Genomic DNA, 17406 nt, shown 5'->3' on the forward strand with positions numbered 1-17406 from the left:
GGAACTCGGTCGACCTAACATCCAAAAGATCTCCTGTTGCGAGTAGTGAAACGCAATGCGTATAGCGCTACGATTTGGCGAAACGCGCGAGCGAGACGAGGCACCATGACGTCAAATAAGTACGACTTCGTCATCGTCGGAGGCGGCTCGGCCGGCAGCGCGCTGGCGAACCGGCTCTCCGCGGACCCTGCGACGCGGGTCCTCGTCCTTGAGGCGGGCCGGTCCGACTATCCGTGGGACGTGTTCATCCACATGCCCGCTGCCCTGCCGTTCCCCATCGGCAACCGCCTCTACGACTGGCGGTACGAGTCAGAGCCCGAGCCCCACATGCACGACAGGCGGATCTATCACGCTCGCGGCAAGGTGCTCGGCGGCTCCAGCAGCATCAACGGCATGATCTTCCAGCGCGGCAACCCGCTGGACTACGAGCGCTGGGGCGCCGATCCCGGGATGAAGAACTGGGACTACGCGCACTGCCTGCCGTACTTCAAGCGGATGGAGAACTGCCTGGCGGATCCCGACACCCCGTGGCGCGGCCACGGCGGGCCGCTGGTGCTGGAGCGCGGGGCGGCGGGCACGCCGCTGTACGACGCCTTCTTCGAGGCGGTACAGCAGGCGGGCTATCCGCTGACCGACGACGTGAACGGCTTCCGGCAGGAGGGCTTCGCCCGCTTCGACCGCAACATCCGGCGCGGGCGCAGGCTCAGCGCCGCCAGGGCGTACCTGCACCCGGTGATGAAGCGGCCCAACCTGACCGTCAAGACCCGCGCGCTGGTCACGAAGATCATCTTCGAGGGCAACAGGGCCGTCGGCGTCGAGTTCGACGGCGGCAGGGTCCGCGCGGGCGAGGTCATCCTGTGCGGCGGCGCCATCAACTCGCCGCAACTGCTGCAGCTGTCCGGGATCGGCAACGCCGACGAGCTGCGCAAGCTCGGTGTCGACGTCGTGCACGACCTGCCTGGCGTCGGCGAGAACCTGCAGGACCACCTCGAGGTCTACATCCAGCACGGCTGCAGCCGGCCGGTCTCGATGCAGCCGAACCTGCAGAAGTGGCGCCACCCCTGGATCGGCGCGCAGTGGCTGTTCCTGCGCAGCGGGCCGGGCGCGACCAACCACTTCGAGGCGGGCGGCTTCGTCCGCAGCAACGACGAGGTCGACTATCCCAACCTGATGTTCCACTTCCTGCCCCTGGCCGTGCGCTACGACGGCTCGGCGCCATCGGGCGGGCACGGCTACCAGGTGCACGTCGGGCCCATGTACTCCGACGCCCGCGGCTCGGTGAAGATCAAGAGCAAGGACCCGCGGCAGCATCCCGCGCTGCGCTTCAACTACCTGTCCACCGAACAGGACAGGCGCGAGTGGGTGGAGGCCATCCGGGTCGCCCGCAAGATCCTCGGGTCGCCGGCGCTGGCCGAGTACAGCACCGGCGAGCTGTCGCCGGGCCCGTCCGTGGAGACCGACGAGGAGATCCTGAACTGGGTGGCCGAGGACGGCGAGACCGCCCTGCACCCCTCCTGCACGGCCAGGATGGGCGTGGACGAGATGTCGGTGCTCGACCCGGACACGATGCGGGTGCACGGCGTCGACGGGCTGCGCGTGGTCGACGCCTCGTCCATGCCGTACGTGACGAACGGCAACATCTACGCGCCGGTCATGATGCTGGCCGAGAAGGCGGCCGACCTCATCCTGGGCAACACGCCGCTGGCGCCGCAGACCACCGAGTTCTACCGGCACCGGGCATGACGTGAGGGCGGTGGGGTTCTCCCTCCCCCACCGCCCTTCGTCGTCCCCGGAAACGAACCACCCCGAGCCCCAGTCACAGGGGCTCGGGGTGGTTCGTCAGCGTGTCAGCGGAACACCACGGTGCGGTTGCCGTTGAGCAGGACGCGCTGCTCGCTGTGCCACTTCACGGCCCTGGCGAGCACCTGCGCCTCCACGTCCCTGCCGGCCGCGACCAGGTCCTCGGGGTCGAGCTCGTGGTCCACCCTGGCCACGTCCTGCTCGATGATGGGCCCCTCGTCGAGGTCCGCCGTGACGTAGTGCGCGGTCGCCCCGATGAGCTTCACGCCGCGCTCGTGCGCCTGGTGGTACGGCTTGGCGCCCTTGAAGCCCGGCAGGAAGGAGTGGTGGATGTTGATGGCCCGCCCCTCCAGCTGCTTGCACAGGTCGTCGGACAGGATCTGCATGTAGCGCGCCAGGACCACCAGGTCCGCGTCGTACTCCTCGACCAGTTCCAGGATCCTCGCCTCGGCCTCGTCCTTGGTGGCGGCCGTCACGGGGACGTGGTGGTACGGCACGCCGTACGAACCGGCCAGGCCCTCGAGGTCGGGATGGTTGGAGACGATCGCGGGGATGTCGATGTTGAGCGCGCCCACCTGGCGGCGGAACAGCAGGTCGTTCATGCAGTGGCCGAACTTGGACACCATGACCAGCGTGCGGGTGGGCGTGGCGGCGTCCTTCAGCTGCCAGTTCATCTGGAAGGACTCGGCGACGTAGGTGAACCCCTCGCGCAGCCGCTCGATCTCGTCATGCGCGGCGAAGTGCACCCGCATGAAGAAGCCACCACCCTTGCGGTCGTTGAACTGCTGGCTCTGCAGCATGTTCCCGCTGTGCTGGACGAGGAAGCTGCTGACCGCGTACACGATGCCCGGCTTGTCGGTGCAGGACATCGTGAGGATGAACTCGCGGCCAGGGTCGGGACGTGGAGTCATCACACCCTCCCGGTGTTGCGTATGACGCAATAGTGAGATTTATACGCAACAGCCTGAGGGCACGGGGCTACCACGTCAAGGGGCAAGAAGGTCAAACCTCATCACAACGTATGTATTTGTCTAGCGATTCCGGCAAACCCTTGACGAACGCTCGAGGACGAGTCAATCCTGTTCCTCATTGAGCAGCGCCTTGCGCGATACGCAACGATCAAAGGTGTGTCGATGACCGAGCTCTACATCGGAGGCGGGTGGACCAAGCCACTCGCCGGTGGTCAGCGGCTCATCCACTCGCCCGCCGACGGCGGCCTCGTGGCCACCGTGGCCGAGGGGACAGCCGCGGACACCGAGGCGGCGATCGCCGCGGCCAGGCACGCCTTCGACAGCGGCCCCTGGCCCACCACGCCCGCCCGTGAGCGCGGCGCCCTCCTGTTCAGGGTAGCTGACCTGCTGGAACGCGACCGCGACGCCTTCGCCCGCGCCGAGTCGGGCGACACCGGCAAGCGCCTGGTCGAGAGCGAGTACGACATCGACGACTGCGCGGCCAGCCTGCGCTACTTCGCCGGAGTCGCGGGCACCGACGCGGGCCGGGTCGTCGACACCGGCCGCGACGACGCGATCAGCCGCATCGTGCACGAGCCGATCGGCGTCTGCGGCCTCATCACGCCGTGGAACTACCCCCTGCTCCAGACCACGTGGAAGGTCGCCCCCGCGCTCGCCGCGGGCAACACCTTCGTGCTCAAGCCGAGCGAGCTGACCCCCAGCACGGCCATCCTGCTGATGCGCGCGCTGGCCGAGGCCGGACTGCCGGACGGGGTGGCCAACCTCGTCCTCGGCACGGGCCCCGAGGTCGGCGCCCCGCTGGCCGAGCACCCGGACGTGGACATGGTCTCCTTCACCGGCGGCCTGGCCACCGGGCGGCACATCATGGCCGCCGCCGCGACCACCGTGAAGCGGGTGGCGCTGGAGCTGGGCGGCAAGAACCCCAACATCGTCTTCGCCGACGCCGACTTCGACACGGCCGTCGACTTCGCGCTCACCGCGGTCTTCCTGCACTCCGGCCAGGTCTGCTCGGCCGGCGCGCGCCTGCTGGTGGAGGACTCCCTGCACGACGCGTTCGTCGATGAGGTCGTACGGCGGGCCGAGCGGATCCGCCTGGGCGGCCCCTTCGACCCGCAGGCCGACACAGGCCCACTGATCTCCGCCGCGCACCTGGCCAAGGTCGAGGAGTACGTGGCGGCGGGTCTCGCCGAGGGGGCTGTGCTGCGCTGCGGCGGCCGCCGCCTCGACGGGCCCGGACACTTCTACCGGCCGACCGTGCTGGATGAGTGCAAGCAGGGCATGCGCGTGGTGCGCGAGGAGTCCTTCGGCCCCGTGCTGACGGTCGAGCGCTTCACCACCGAGGACGAGGCGGTCCGCCTCGCCAACGACACCGAGTACGGCCTGGCCGGCGCGGTCTGGACCCAGGACGCCGGCAAGGCGCAGCGGGTCGCGGGCCGGCTGCGGCACGGCACGGTGTGGATCAACGACTACCACCCCTACGTGCCGCAGGCCGAGTGGGGTGGCTTCAAGCAGTCCGGTAACGGCCGTGAGCTCGGCCCGACCGGCCTGGACGAATACCGCGAGATCAAGCACGTCTGGCAGAACATCCGCCCGCGCCCACAGCGGTGGTTCCCAGAGAACTGATCGCTCCGACGACGAAGAGGTGGTCATGACCGTCCCGTCACTGACCGAAAGCACGCCACTGAACACCGAGGCACCCCCCATCCTCGACGTCCGAGGGCTGTGGAAGGTGTTCGGCCAGAAAGCCGACCGAGTGGTCGGCAGCACGCTCAGCCGCAAGGAGCTCAAGGAGCAGACCGGCTGCGTCGCCGCGGTCCGCGACGTCTCCTTCTCGGTACGGCGGGGCGAGGTGTTCGTCGTCATGGGCCTGTCGGGCTCGGGCAAGTCCACCCTGGTGCGCTGCCTGACCCGGCTGATCGAGCCCACTGCGGGCGAGATCGTGCTCGACGGCGAGGACATCCGCACGGCCGACGCCCGCAAGCTGCGCGAGCTGCGCAGGCACCGGATGGCGATGGTCTTCCAGCACTTCGGCCTGCTGCCGCACCGGTGCGTGCTGGACAACGTGGCCTTCGGGCTGGAGATCCGCGGCACCTCCAAGAAGGAGCGCTACGCGCGGGCCCGTGAGGTGCTCGGGCTGGTCGGGCTGACCGGCTTCGAGAACTCCTACCCCGACCAGCTGTCCGGCGGCATGCAGCAGCGCGTGGGCCTGGCCCGCGCGCTGGCGGCCGACCCCGAGGTGCTGCTGTTCGACGAGCCGTTCTCCGCGCTCGACCCGCTGATCAGGCGCGAGATGCAGAACGAGGTCATCCGCCTGCACCACGAGGTGGGCAAGACGATGATCTTCATCACCCACGACCTGAGTGAGGCGCTCAAGCTGGGCGACCGGATCCTCATCATGCGCGACGGCGAGCTGGTCCAGGTCGGCACGCCCGACCAGGTGGTGGGCGCCCCCGCCGACGAGTACGTGGCCAACTTCGTCAGCGACGTGCCGCGCTCGCACGTGCTGACGCTGTCGTGGATCATGCGCCCGCCGCAGGTCGACGAGCTGCTCGACGGTCCCGTGCTCGGACCCGACGTGGTCATCCGCGACGCCGTGCACACCGTGCTGTCGGCCGACCGTCCGGTGCGCGTGGTCAGGAACGGCGAGCTGCTCGGCGTGGTCACCAGCGCGGAGATCCTCGAAGTGATCGCCGGAGGGCAGGACTGATGGCAGCCGTCACGGCGGTCACCGCCAAGCTGCACAAGCTGCCCGACCGCAGGCTGCTGCTGGCCCTGGTCGTCACGGTCTGGGTGGTGGGCTGGGCGGTGTTCGGCGGGCGTGACACCCAGCAACTGGGCGGCGCCGAGCTGACCCCGCTGCACCGCGACCTGAACCAGGTCATGGACGTCATCGACGACAGCCGCAACAGCAACCCGTTCTTCCTGTACTTCATCAACTACATCCGGCTCTTCCTGGACGACGCGGTGACCTTCGTCCAGTCGCTGATCAGCCAGCCGTCCTTCGACCGCCCCGTGCCCCTGCTCGGCTGGCTCGGCGTGGTGGCGATCGCCACGGCCGTCGCCCTGCTGTACGGCAACAAGAAGGTGGCGTTGCTGACGGCCGCGGGCTTCCTGTCCTTCGGGCTGCTCGGCCTGTGGCAGGAGAGCATGGACACGCTCGCGCTCACGCTGACGGCGGTCGCGCTGTCGCTGGCCGTGGGCATCCCGCTCGGAGTCTGGGCGGGGCTGAGCGACCGGTTCCTGCGGCTGGTCACGCCGGTGCTCGACTTCATGCAGACGATGCCGACGTTCGTCTACCTGGCGCCGCTGACGCTGTTCTTCCTCATCGGCCCGGCCAGCGCGACCGTGGCCACGATGATCTACGCCGTCCCGCCGGCCATCCGCATCACCTCGCACGGCATCAGGCAGGTCTCGGCGGAGACGATGGAGGCGGGCACCTCGCTCGGCGCCACGCCCGGGCAGGCGCTCCGGCACGTGCAGCTGCCGATGGCCAAACAGACGATCATCGTCGGGGTCAACCAGACCATCATGGCCGCGCTGTCCATGGCCACCATCGCGGCGCTGATCGACGCGCCCGGCCTGGGCAAGACCGTGCTCAAGGCGCTGCAGACGCTGGACGTCGGCACCGCCTTCGCCGCCGGCCTGGCGATCGTGATCATGGCCGTGGTGCTGGACCGGGTGACCTCGGCGGCCAGCCGCCGGGTGGAGGTCGAGCGCCGCGCGGGCCGGATCAGGTCCGTCCGCGGGCGCCGCATCGAGGTGACCGGCGTGCTCGGGATCGCGGCCGTGCTGGCGTACCTGTCCTACACCTACGTCTGGGCCGCGGACTTCCCCATCGAGGCCAACATCGGCTCCTACGTGCGCAGCGCCGCGGACACCGCCAGCGCCTGGGTGCAGGACAGCCTGGTGACCTACACCAGCGCGCTGAAGAACGCGCTCACCAACGGGCTGCTCAACCCGTTCGAGGCCCTGCTGACCGACTCGCCGTGGTGGCTGGTCTGCCTGGTGGCCGTCGCCGTGGCCCTGCTGGTGGGCAGCGCGCGCGCCGCGCTGGTCACCGCCATCGGGCTGCTGGTGGTGCTGCTGCTCGGGCTCTGGCAGGACAGCATGGTGACGCTGGCCTCCACGCTGGTCGCGACCATCCTGGTGATGGTGCTCGGGGTGATCCTCGGCGTGTGGATGGGCCGCAGCGACCGGGCCGACACGATGCTGCGTCCCGTGCTCGACGCGGGCCAGACCATGCCCGCCTTCGTGTATCTGGTGCCCATCCTCGGCCTGTTCGGCCCGACGCGGTTCACCGCGATCATCGCCGCCGTGGTCTTCGCCGCTCCGGTGGCGATCAAGCTGGTCGCCGAGGGCATCAGGCGGGTCTCGCCCACCACGGTGGAGGCGGCGACCTCGGCGGGGGCCGGCACCTGGCAGCTGATCTCCAAGGTGCAACTGCCCATGGCGCGCAGCGGCGTGACGCTCGCCGCGAGCCAGGGACTCATCTACGTGCTCTCAATGGTCGTCGTGGGCGGCCTGGTAGGGGCAGGGGCGCTCGGCTACGACGTGGTGGCCGGGTTCTCCCAGCACGAGCTCCGCGGAAAGGGGCTGGCCGCCGGGATCGCGATCGTCGTGCTCGGCATCGTGCTCGACCGTGTCATGCGCGCCGCCACACAGCGGGCTGACGCCGCCGCCCACGGAGGGCTTCGGCACAAGTAATTCGACAGGAAACACAGGAGGACCAAGTGGCGATATCGAGAAGCGGCAGGATCAGGGCGCTCGCGCTCGTGACCGGCGGCGGCCTCCTGCTCAGCGCGTGCAGCGGAGCGAAGGTCGGCGAGAACCAGCAGCCGGCCGCGGGAGGCGGCAAGGCGTGCGGCACCTTCAATCTCGCGGTCAACCCGTGGGTGGGCTACGAGGCCAACGCCGCGGTGATCGCGCTCGTCGCGCAGAAGAACCTCGGCTGCAAGGTGGTGAAGAAGGACCTGAAGGAGGAGGTCTCCTGGCAGGGCTTCGCCACCGGTGAGGTCGACGCGGTCGTGGAGAACTGGGCCCACGACGACCTGAAGAAGAAGTACATCGACGACCAGAAGGTGGCCGTCTCGGCGGGGCCGACCGGCAACAAGGGCGTCATCGGCTGGTACGTGGCGCCGTGGATGGCCAAGAAGTATCCCGATATCACCGACTGGAAGAACCTCAACAAGTACGCCTCGCTGTTCAAGACCTCCGAGTCCGAGGGCAAGGGCCAGTTGCTCGACGGCGACCCGTCCTTCGTCACCAACGACGCGGCCCTGGTCAAGAACCTCAAGCTGGACTACAAGGTCGTCTACGCGGGCAGTGAGACCGCGCTCATCCAGGCCTTCCGGCAGTCGGAGAAGCAACAGACGCCGATCATCGGCTACTTCTACGAGCCGCAGTGGTTCCTGTCAGAGGTCAAGCTGGTCAAGGTCAACCTGCCCGCCTACACCCAGGGGTGCGACGCCGACGCGGCCAAGGTGGCCTGCGACTATCCGCCGTACGAGCTGGACAAGATCGTGAGCAAGAAGTTCGCCGATTCGGGCAGTCCTGCCTACACGCTGGTCAAGAACTTCACCTGGACCAACGACGACCAGAACCTGGTCGCCAAGTACATCTCCGAGGACAAGATGACGGCTGACGAGGCGGCCGCCAAGTGGGTCGCCGCCAACCCCGACAAGGTCAAGGCCTGGCTCCCCACGGGCTGACCTCCTTCGCCGCGCCCGGCCCGATCGTCCTGCCGCGATCGGGCCGGGCGCACGTGTGCTCAGGCAAGGAAACATCCCACGAATGCCGTACGCCGGATAAATCCCGCGCAAGCCGTACGGAATAAGACAGAACACCCCTTGACACCCGGAATGCGGCGGGCGACGCTTGTTGCGGAAAGCGCGTTTGGTTGCACATGTCGCAACAACGGAGGTGGCTATGACGGGCCCGAGCGTGGTCATCATCGGCGCGGGCGTGGTCGGCGCGGCCTTGGCCGACGAACTGTCCGCCCGCGGATGGACCGATGTGACCGTCGTCGACCAAGGAGATGTGCCCGCCACCGGCGGCTCCTCCTCACACGCCCCTGGCCTGGTGTTCCAGGTCAACGGGTCGAAGACGATGACCGAGATGGCCCGCTACACCGCGGAGAAGTTCGTCGAGCTCGACAGCTTCCTGCAGGTCGGCGGGCTCGAGGTCGCCACAAGCCCGCAGCGGCTTGCCGAGATCCACCGCAGGCACGGCTGGGCGGTCGCATGGGGGCTCGAGGCCCACCTGCTCACGCCCGAGGAGTGCGTGGCCAAGCACTCGCTGCTCGACGAGGCCAAGGTGCTCGGCGGCCTGTTCGTGCCGACGGACGGCCTGGCCAAGGCGGTCAAGGCGGTCGACGCCCAGCTCGCCAGGGCGCAGGAGCGCGGCGTGCGGGTGCTGCCCAGGCACGAGGTGCTCGACATCAGGACCCAGGACGGCAGGGTGTGCGCGGTGGTGACCGACCACGGCGACATCCCCGCCGAGGTGGTCGTGTGCTGCGCCGGGATCTGGGGCCCGAAGGTGGCCCGCATGGTCGGCATGGAGCTGCCGCTCACCCCGCTGGCCCACCAGCTCGCCTGGACCGGGCAGGTGCCGGGGCTGGTCGGCCAGACCGAGGAGGCGACCCGGCCGATCCTCCGGCACCAGGACGCCGACCTGTACTACCGCGAGCGTTACGACACGCTCGGCATCGGCTACTACGGCCACCGGCCGATGCCGATCACCGCCGACGAGATCCTGTCGGTGGACGAGGCCGAGGTGATGCCGTCGGTGCTCACCTTCACCCCCGACGACTTCGCCGAGGCCTGGGACGAGACCCAGCGGCTGCTGCCCGACACGCAGAAGTCCGAGGTCGAGTCCGGCATCAACGGGCTGTTCTCCTTCACCACCGACCACCAGCCGCTGATGGGCCAGTCTCCGGACGTCGAGGGCTTCTGGGTGGCCGAGGCCGTCTGGGTCACCCACTCCGCGGGCGTCGGCCGGGCGATGGCCGAGTGGCTGGTCGACGGCCACTGCTCCTCGTTCGACCTGCACGAGTGCGACGTCAACCGGTTCGAGCAGCACCAGGTCGCGCCCGACTACGTGCGCGACCGCGGCTGCCAGAACTACGTCGAGGTCTACGACATCATCCACCCGCTGCAGCCGATGGAGCACCCGCGCCCGATGCGGCTGAGCCCCTTCCACCCGCGCCAGCAGGACCTGGGCGCCATCTTCCTGGAGGCCTCCGGCTGGGAGCGCCCGCAGTGGTACGGCGCCAACGCGCCGCTGCTGAACGGGCGCGACATCCACACGCCCGGCCCGTGGGCCTCGCAGTACTGGTCGCCGATCGTCGGGGCCGAGGCGCAGGCCACCCGCGAGTCGGTCGCGCTGTACGACATGAGCGCGCTCAAGCGGCTGGAGATCAGCGGCCCCGGCGCGCAGGCCTTCCTGCAGCGGATCACCACCGGCGACGTGTACAAGTCGGTCGGCTCGGTGACGTACTGCCTGCTGCTCGACACCGACGGCGGCATCCGCAGCGACGTCACCGTGGCCAGGATCGGCCCCGACCGCTTCCAGGTCGGCGCCAACGGCAACCTGGACCTGGACTGGCTGGAGCGGCACCGCCCCGCCGACGTGTTCATCCGCGACATCACCGCGGGCACCTGCTGCCTGGGCGTGTGGGGCCCCAAGGCCCGCGACCTGGTCCAGCCGCTGACCGGCATCGACCTGACCGCGCTGAAGTACTTCCGCGGCGCCCGCGGCTTCATCGGCAACGTGCCCGTCACCGTGCTGCGGCTGTCCTACGTCGGCGAGCTCGGCTGGGAGATCTACACCACCGCCGACATGGGCCTCAAGCTGTGGGACACGCTCTGGTCCGCGGGCCAGGAGCACGGCGTGCTGGCCGGCGGCCGCGGCGCCTTCACCAGCCTGCGCCTGGAGAAGGGCTACCGCTCCTTCGGCGTCGACATGACCTTCGAGCACGACCCCTACGAGGCGGGCCTCGGCTTCGCCGTCAAGCTGGACAAGGGCGACTTCGTCGGCCGCCGGGCGCTGCTCGAGCGCAAGGAGTCGGTCAGCAGGAAGCTCACCTGCCTGCTGACCGACGAGGTGGTCATGGGCAAGGAGCCGGTCTACGACGGCGACCGCGTCGTCGGCTACGTCACCAGCGCCGCCTACGGCTACACCATCGGACGCGGCATCGCCTACGCCTGGCTGCCCGCCTCGCTGGCGAGCCCGGGCCAGGCCCTGCACATCGGCTACTTCGACCAGCGCGTCCCGGCCGTGGTGGCGGAGGAGCCGCTCTTCGACCCGGCGATGACGCGGCTGCGCGGTTAGGAAAGGACCTCACATGATCGACACACCGCTGGACGTGGTGGACCCCGAGGTCCACGCCCTGATCGGCGCCGAGCTGACCAGGCAGCGCTCGACGCTGGAGATGATCGCCTCGGAGAACTTCGCGCCCGCCGCCGTGATGGCGGCCCAGGGCTCGGTACTCACCAACAAGTACGCCGAGGGGTACCCGGGCCGTCGCTACTACGGCGGCTGCGAGCACGTCGACGTGATCGAGCAGATCGCCATCGACCGGATCAAGGCGCTGTTCGGCGCCGAGGCGGCCAACGTGCAGCCGCACTCCGGCGCCCAGGCCAACGCCGCGGCGATGGCGGCGCTGCTCGAGCCGGGCGACACCATCCTCGGCCTCGACCTGGCGCACGGCGGCCACCTGACGCACGGCATGCGCATCAACTTCTCCGGCCGCCTGTACAACGTGGTCGCCTACCACGTGCGCGAGAGCGACAACCTGGTGGACATGGACGAGGTGGAGCGCCTGGCTCGCGAGCACCGTCCCCGGCTCATCATCGCCGGCTGGTCGGCCTACCCGCGGCAGCTGGACTTCGCGGCCTTCCGCCGGATCGCCGACGAGGTGGGCGCCTACCTGATGGTGGACATGGCGCACTTCGCCGGGCTGGTGGCGGCGGGGCTGCATCCCTCCCCCGTGCCGCACGCGCACATCACGACCACGACCACGCACAAGACGCTCGGCGGCCCGCGCGGCGGGGTGATCCTGTCGACCGAGGACCTCGCCAAGAAGATCAACTCTTCGGTCTTCCCCGGCCAGCAGGGCGGTCCGCTGGAGCACGTGATCGCGGCCAAGGCGGTCTCCTTCAAGATCGCGGCCGAGGAGCCGTTCAGGGAGCGGCAGCGCCGTACGCTGGAGGGCGCGCGCATCCTGGCCGACCGGCTGCTGCAGCCCGACGCGGCGGCCGCGGGCGTGAAGGTGCTGACCGGCGGCACCGACGTCCACCTGGTCCTGGTCGACCTGCGCGAGTCCGAGCTGGACGGCAAGCAGGCCGAGGACCGGCTGCACGCGGCCGGGATCACGGTCAACCGCAACGCCGTGCCGTTCGACCCGCGTCCGCCCATGATCACCTCGGGCCTGCGGATCGGCACCCCGGCGCTGGCCACGCGCGGCTTCAGTGCCGCCGACTTCGCCGAGGTCTCCGACATCATCGCCACCGCGCTGACCCCGGCCGCGGACCTGTCGTTCCTGCGCGACAGGGTCGAGGCCCTGGCCGGCAAGCACCCGCTGTACGGAGAGGCACGATGAGCCTGCCCGAGCACCCGCAATGGTTGTGGAACGCCGCCGAGCCCAAGCGCTCCTACGACGTGATCATCGTCGGAGCCGGCGGGCACGGCCTGGCCACCGCCTACTACCTGGCCAAGAACCACGGCATCACGAATGTCGCGGTCCTGGAGCGGGGGTGGCTGGCCGGCGGGAACATGGCGCGCAACACCACGATCATCCGCTCGAACTACCTGTGGGACGAGAGCGCAGGCATCTACGAGCACGCGCTCAAGCTCTGGGAGGGCCTGGAGGAGGAGCTCGACTACGACCTGCTGTTCAGCCAGCGCGGCGTGCTCAACCTGGCGCACAGCCTGCAGGACGTGCGTGACAGCGTGCGCCGCGTCGAGGCCAACCGGCTCAACGGCGTCGACGCCGAATGGCTGGACCCGGAGCAGGTCCGCGAGGTGTGCCCGATCGTCAACATCTCGCCCGACGTGCGCTACCCGGTGCTCGGCGCCACCTTCCAGCCCCGCGCGGGCATCGCCAAGCACGACCACGTCGCCTGGGGATACGCGCGGGCCGCGGCCGCCCTCGGCGTGGACTTCATCGAGCACTGCGAGGTCACCGGGCTGCTGGTGACCGACGGCCGGGTCACCGGCGTCGAGACCACGCGGGGCACGATCGCGGCGGGCCGGGTGGCGCTGTGCGCGGCCGGGCACTCCTCGGTCGTGGCCAAGACCGCCGGGATCGACCTGCCGCTGCAGAGCCACCCGCTCCAGGCGCTGGTGTCCGAGCTGCTCGAGCCGGTGCACCCGACGGTCGTCATGTCCAACGCCGTGCACGTCTACGTCAGCCAGGCGCACAAGGGCGAGCTGGTCATGGGCGCCGGCATCGACGCGGCCAACTCCTACCGGCAGCGCGGCGCCTTCCACATCATCGAGCGGCAGATGGCCGCCGCGCTGGAACTGTTCCCGATCTTCGCCCGCGCGCACGTGCTGCGCACCTGGGGCGGCGTGGTGGACGTCTCGCCCGACGCCTCGCCGATCGTCGGCCTGACCCCGGTCGAGAACCTCTACCTCAACTGCGGCTGGGGCACCGGCGGCTTCAAGGCGACGCCCGGCGTGGGCTGGTGCCTGGCCCACACGGTGGCCAACGACGAGCCGCACCCGCTCAACGCCCCCTTCTCCCTTGACCGATTCACCACCGGGGCGCTCGTGGACGAGCACGGCGCCGCCGCGGTGGCGCACTGAGGAGCCGCAGATGATGCTGATCCCATGCCCCTGGTGCGGCCCTCGCGACGAGGCCGAGTTCCACTACGGCGGGCAGGCCCACGTCGCCTACCCGGCCGATCCGGCCTCGCTGTCGGATGAGGAGTGGGCGCGCTACCTGTTCTTCCGCGACAACCCCAAGGGACCCTTCGCCGAGCGGTGGAGCCACTCGGCGGGCTGCCGGCGGTGGTTCAACCTGGTCCGCGACACGGCCACCAACGAGATCCTGGAGGCCCGATGAGGCTGTCCACAGGCGGGCTGATCGACCGCGGCGTCACGCTGCGCTTCCGCTTCGACGGCCGCGAGCTGACCGGTCACCCCGGCGACACCCTGGCCTCCGCGCTGCTGGCCAACGGCGTGCGGCAGGCCGCGACCAGCGTCAAGCTGGGCCGCCCGCGCGGGATCTTCGCCGCGGGCAGCGAGGAGCCCAACGCGGTCATCCAGATCGAGGAGCCCTTCCCCGAGCCGATGCAGCCGGCCACCACGGTCGAGCTGTACGACGGGCTGGTGGCCGGCAGCCTGCCCGGCAGGGGCCGCCTGGCCGCCGAGCCTGACCCGGCCCGCTACGACGCCGTGCACGCCCACTGCGACGTGCTGGTGGTCGGCGCGGGTCCTGCCGGGCTGGCCGCCGCGCGAGCCGCGGCCAGGGACGGCGCCCGGGTGATCCTGGCCGACGAGCAGCCCGAGCCGGGCGGCAGCCTGCTTGGCACCACCGAGCAGCTGGCCACAGGGGACGTGCTGAACAGCCCGTCCTGGCTGCGCGGCCCCGAGTGGGCGGCGTCGGTGGCGGCCGACCTGGAGCGCCTGCCTGACGTCACGGTGCTCCGCCGCACCACGGTCTTCGGCTACTACGACGACAACTACCTCATGGCCGTCGAGCGCCGCACCAACCACCTCGGCGCCGCCGCCCCCGGCAACGTGGCCAGGGAGCGGATCTGGCGCATCAGGGCGGGCCGGGTCGTGCTGGCCACCGGAGCGCACGAGCGGCCGATCGCCTTCGCCGGCAACGACCTGCCGGGCGTGATGCTGGCCGGCGCAGCGCGCACCTACGCCGTCAGGTACGGCGTGCTGCCGGGCCGCCGGGCGGTGGTCTTCACCACCAACGACAGCGCCTACCGGGCCGCCTTCGACCTGGCCGACGCGGGCCTGGAGGTGGCCGCGATCGTGGACGTGCGCCCCTCCCCCGGGCTGGCGTCCGAGGCGCGGCGGCGCGGCATCGAGGTCCTGGCCGGGCAGGCGGTCGAGGCCGCCAGGGGCGACGGGGAGGTCTCCTCCGTCCTGGCAGGCGGGACCGAGATCGCGGCCGACCTGCTGCTGGTGTCCGGCGGCTGGAACCCGGTGGTGCACCTGTTCAGCCAGTCGGGCGGGACGCTGCGTTACGACGAGGACCTGGCCGCGCTGGTGCCTGGGGTCGCGCGGCAGGACGTGCGCGTGGCCGGGGCCGCCAGGGGCGTGTTCACGCTGGAGGGCTGCTTGGCCGACGGCGCCGGGGACGGCGAGCCGGTGCCCGCGGGGCCAGGCGGCATGCCGTACTGGCTGGTGCCGGCGGACGACCTCAGCGGGCACTTCGTGGACCTGCAGCGGGACGTCACCGCGGCCGACGTGCTGCGCGCCACCGGCGCGGGGCTGCGCTCGGTCGAGCACGTCAAGCGCTACACCACCGCGGGAACCGCGCACGACCAGGGCAAGACCTCCGGGCTGCTGACCTCGGCCGTGGTGGCGCAGGCGCTGGGCGCGCCTGTGGGCGAGGTCGGGATCACCTCCTACCGCGCGCCGTACACGCCGGTGAGCTTCGCGGCGCTGGCCGGGCGCGACCGCGGGGAGCTGCACGACCCGGTCAGGGTGACGGCGCTGCACGAGTGGCACGTCGAGCACGGGGCGCTGTTCGAGAACGTCGGGCAGTGGAAGCGGCCGTGGTACTACCCGCGCGCGGGCGAGGACATGGAGGCGGCCGTGCTGCGCGAGTGCCGGGCCGCCCGCGAGGACGTGGCGGCGATGGACGCCTCCACGCTCGGCAAGATCGACGTGATCGGCCCCGACGCGGGCGAGTTCCTCGACAGGATCTACACCAACCTGATGAGCTCGCTGGCCGTCGGCTCGATCCGCTACGGCGTGATGTGCAGGCCTGACGGCATGGTCTTCGACGACGGCACCGTCATCCGCCTGGCCGACGACCACTTCCTGGTCACCACCACGACCGGCAACGCCGCCACGGTGCTTGACTGGATGGAGGAGTGGCTGCAGACCGAGTGGCCGTCGCTGCGCGTGCACTTCACCTCGGTGACCGAGCAGTGGGCGACGGTCGCGCTGGTCGGGCCTGGCTCGCGCGAGGTCCTGTCGTCGCTGGCGCCGGAGCTGGCGGTCTCGGCCGCCGAGTTCCCGTTCATGACCTGGCGTGAGGCCGAGGTCGCCGGGATCCCCGCCCGGGTGTGCCGCATCAGCTTCTCCGGCGAGCTGGCCTACGAGATCAACGTGACCTCCTGGGACGGGCTCCGCCTGTGGACGGCGATCATGTCCGGCGGCCGCGTCACCCCCTACGGCACCGAGACCATGCACGTGCTGCGGGCCGAGAAGGGCTACCCGATCGTCGGCCAGGACACCGACGGCACCATCACGCCGCAGGACCTGGGCATGTCGTGGGTGGTGTCGAAGAAGAAGCCGGACTTCGTGGGCAAGCGGTCCTACGCCAGGGCCGACACCTCGCGTCCCGACCGCAAGCAGCTCGTCGGGCTGCTGCCCGACGACCACGGCTTCCTGCTTCCCGAGGGCGCCCACCTGGTCGCCTCCTCCGAGCTGCCGGAGCCGCCGGTGCCGATGCTCGGCCACGTCACCTCCAGCTACCGCAGCGCGGCGCTCGGCCGCACCTTCGCGCTGGCCCTGCTCAAGGGCGGGCAGTCGCGGTACGGCGAGCGGCTCTACGCGCCCGTCGGGGATGCCATGGTGCCGGTGACCGTCACGTCCCATGTCCTGTACGACCCGGAAGGAGCCCGTCGCGATGGTTGAGCGCAGGAGTCCGGCCTCGGCGTTCGCCGGCCGTTTCGAGGCGGTATCGCGGACCGGGGCGTTGACGCTGCGGGAGATCCCCTTCCTCACCCACGTCAACGTACGGGTGGACCCGGGAGCGGACCTCGGCGTCCCGCTGCCGGTCGAGCCGAACACCGCGGTGACCTCTGACGACGTCACCGTGGCCTGGCTCGGGCCCGACGAGTGGCTGGTGATCGCCCCCGCCGACTACCGGCCCGAGCTGCTGCGCAAGTCGCTCGGCGAGCGGCACGGCTCGATCGTGGACGTCTCCGCGCAGCGCACCACGCTGTTCGTGGGCGGGCCGAAGGCGCGCGACCTGCTCGCCCACGGCTGCACGCTCGACCTGCATCCGCGCGTGTTCGGTCCGGGGCGGTGCGCGCAGACCATGCTGGCGCGGGCGCAGGTCGTGCTCGTGCCGCGCGAGGACGGGTTCCTGGTGCTGGTGCGCTCGTCCTTCGCCGCCTACCTGGCGGAGTGGCTGCTGGACGCGGCGACGGAGTACGTGACATGAGCATCGGGGTCTTCGACCTGTTCAAGATCGGAATAGGGCCGTCGAGCTCGCACACGGGCGGGCCGATGGCGGCCGCGCACAAGTTCGCCCGCGGGTTGCACGAGGACGGGCTGCTGGCGCGAACAGCCCGGGTGCAGGTGATCCTTTATGGCTCGCTCGGGCTGACCGGCAAGGGCCACGGCAGCGACAAGGCCGTCCTGCTCGGCCTGTCCGGCGAGAAGCCGGAGCTGGTCGACGTCGACTCCATCGACGCCCGGCTGCTGGCCATGCGGGAGT

At 70.4% G+C, this 17406-nt stretch carries 13 protein-coding genes; 12 read left to right on the plus strand and 1 reads right to left on the minus strand.

Features of this window, described 5'->3' with window-relative positions:
• The first annotated feature begins 105 nt into the window (after positions 1-105).
• The gene (gene betA / locus KIK09_RS57020; protein WP_214327943.1) at positions 106-1743 is read left to right on the plus strand and encodes a choline dehydrogenase; all 1638 of its coding nucleotides are present in this window, start codon (positions 106-108) and stop codon (positions 1741-1743) included.
• Between the two features lie 104 nt (positions 1744-1847).
• Here the strand turns inward: betA and purU are convergent, their stop codons facing one another.
• Positions 1848-2711, minus strand: a complete 864-nt coding sequence (gene purU / locus KIK09_RS57025; RefSeq protein ID WP_214327944.1) for a formyltetrahydrofolate deformylase — start codon at positions 2709-2711, stop codon at positions 1848-1850.
• A 222-nt stretch (positions 2712-2933) separates the two neighbouring features.
• Here purU and KIK09_RS57030 point away from each other — a divergent pair, with 222 nt between their 5' ends.
• The 11 genes from KIK09_RS57030 to KIK09_RS57080 form a co-directional block, all read left to right on the plus strand.
• The gene (locus KIK09_RS57030) at positions 2934-4394 is read left to right on the plus strand and encodes an aldehyde dehydrogenase family protein (protein WP_214327945.1); all 1461 of its coding nucleotides are present in this window, start codon (positions 2934-2936) and stop codon (positions 4392-4394) included.
• Positions 4395-4419: 25 nt separating this feature from the next.
• Positions 4420-5478 carry a quaternary amine ABC transporter ATP-binding protein gene (locus tag KIK09_RS57035; protein ID WP_214327946.1) on the plus strand — a complete coding sequence of 353 codons (1059 nt, stop codon included), beginning with the start codon at positions 4420-4422 and terminating at the stop codon, positions 5476-5478.
• A complete protein-coding gene (locus KIK09_RS57040) occupies positions 5478-7475 on the plus strand; it encodes an ABC transporter permease subunit (RefSeq protein WP_214327947.1) in 1998 nt (665 codons plus the stop codon). Before KIK09_RS57035 ends, KIK09_RS57040 begins: the two co-directional genes overlap by 1 nt.
• A 26-nt stretch (positions 7476-7501) precedes the next feature.
• Positions 7502-8479, plus strand: coding sequence for an ABC transporter substrate-binding protein (locus tag KIK09_RS57045; RefSeq protein WP_308164887.1), 978 nt, complete (start codon positions 7502-7504; stop codon positions 8477-8479).
• A gap of 217 nt (positions 8480-8696) precedes the next feature.
• On the plus strand, positions 8697-11099 hold the full coding sequence (locus KIK09_RS57050) for a GcvT family protein (RefSeq protein WP_214327948.1): 2403 nt from the start codon (positions 8697-8699) through the stop codon (positions 11097-11099).
• 13 nt (positions 11100-11112) lie between these two features.
• Entirely contained in the window at positions 11113-12369 is a 1257-nt protein-coding gene (gene glyA, locus KIK09_RS57055; protein WP_214327949.1) for a serine hydroxymethyltransferase, read from the plus strand.
• On the plus strand, positions 12366-13577 hold the full coding sequence (locus KIK09_RS57060; protein ID WP_214327950.1) for a sarcosine oxidase subunit beta family protein: 1212 nt from the start codon (positions 12366-12368) through the stop codon (positions 13575-13577). Before glyA ends, KIK09_RS57060 begins: the two co-directional genes overlap by 4 nt.
• 10 nt (positions 13578-13587) lie before the next feature.
• Positions 13588-13836, plus strand: coding sequence for a sarcosine oxidase subunit delta (locus tag KIK09_RS57065; protein WP_214327951.1), 249 nt, complete (start codon positions 13588-13590; stop codon positions 13834-13836).
• The gene (locus tag KIK09_RS57070; RefSeq protein WP_214327952.1) at positions 13833-16598 is read left to right on the plus strand and encodes an FAD-dependent oxidoreductase; all 2766 of its coding nucleotides are present in this window, start codon (positions 13833-13835) and stop codon (positions 16596-16598) included. Before KIK09_RS57065 ends, KIK09_RS57070 begins: the two co-directional genes overlap by 4 nt.
• The gene (locus KIK09_RS57075) at positions 16591-17130 is read left to right on the plus strand and encodes a sarcosine oxidase subunit gamma (protein ID WP_214327953.1); all 540 of its coding nucleotides are present in this window, start codon (positions 16591-16593) and stop codon (positions 17128-17130) included. Before KIK09_RS57070 ends, KIK09_RS57075 begins: the two co-directional genes overlap by 8 nt.
• The coding region (locus KIK09_RS57080) for a serine dehydratase beta chain (RefSeq protein WP_275956625.1) at positions 17127-17406 on the plus strand (280 nt) is incomplete at its 3' end. The genes KIK09_RS57075 and KIK09_RS57080, both read left to right, overlap by 4 nt.

The organism is Nonomuraea sediminis, from assembly GCF_018531495.1.
Classification (GTDB): domain Bacteria; phylum Actinomycetota; class Actinomycetes; order Streptosporangiales; family Streptosporangiaceae; genus Nonomuraea; species Nonomuraea sediminis.

Bases quoted from the DNA above. Each gene is read 5' to 3' on its own strand.
- KIK09_RS57065 (WP_214327951.1), top strand. From the start codon at position 13,588: ATGATGCTGATCCCATGCCCCTGGTGCGGCCCTCGCGACGAGGCCGAG.
- betA (WP_214327943.1), top strand. From the start codon at position 106: ATGACGTCAAATAAGTACGACTTCGTCATCGTCGGAGGCGGCTCGGCC.
- KIK09_RS57030 (WP_214327945.1), top strand. From the start codon at position 2,934: ATGACCGAGCTCTACATCGGAGGCGGGTGGACCAAGCCACTCGCCGGT.
- KIK09_RS57040 (WP_214327947.1), top strand. From the start codon at position 5,478: ATGGCAGCCGTCACGGCGGTCACCGCCAAGCTGCACAAGCTGCCCGAC.
- KIK09_RS57075 (WP_214327953.1), top strand. From the start codon at position 16,591: ATGGTTGAGCGCAGGAGTCCGGCCTCGGCGTTCGCCGGCCGTTTCGAG.
- KIK09_RS57070 (WP_214327952.1), top strand. From the start codon at position 13,833: ATGAGGCTGTCCACAGGCGGGCTGATCGACCGCGGCGTCACGCTGCGC.
- KIK09_RS57060 (WP_214327950.1), top strand. From the start codon at position 12,366: ATGAGCCTGCCCGAGCACCCGCAATGGTTGTGGAACGCCGCCGAGCCC.
- purU (WP_214327944.1), bottom strand. From the start codon at position 2,711: ATGACTCCACGTCCCGACCCTGGCCGCGAGTTCATCCTCACGATGTCC.
- KIK09_RS57035 (WP_214327946.1), top strand. From the start codon at position 4,420: ATGACCGTCCCGTCACTGACCGAAAGCACGCCACTGAACACCGAGGCA.
- glyA (WP_214327949.1), top strand. From the start codon at position 11,113: ATGATCGACACACCGCTGGACGTGGTGGACCCCGAGGTCCACGCCCTG.
- KIK09_RS57050 (WP_214327948.1), top strand. From the start codon at position 8,697: ATGACGGGCCCGAGCGTGGTCATCATCGGCGCGGGCGTGGTCGGCGCG.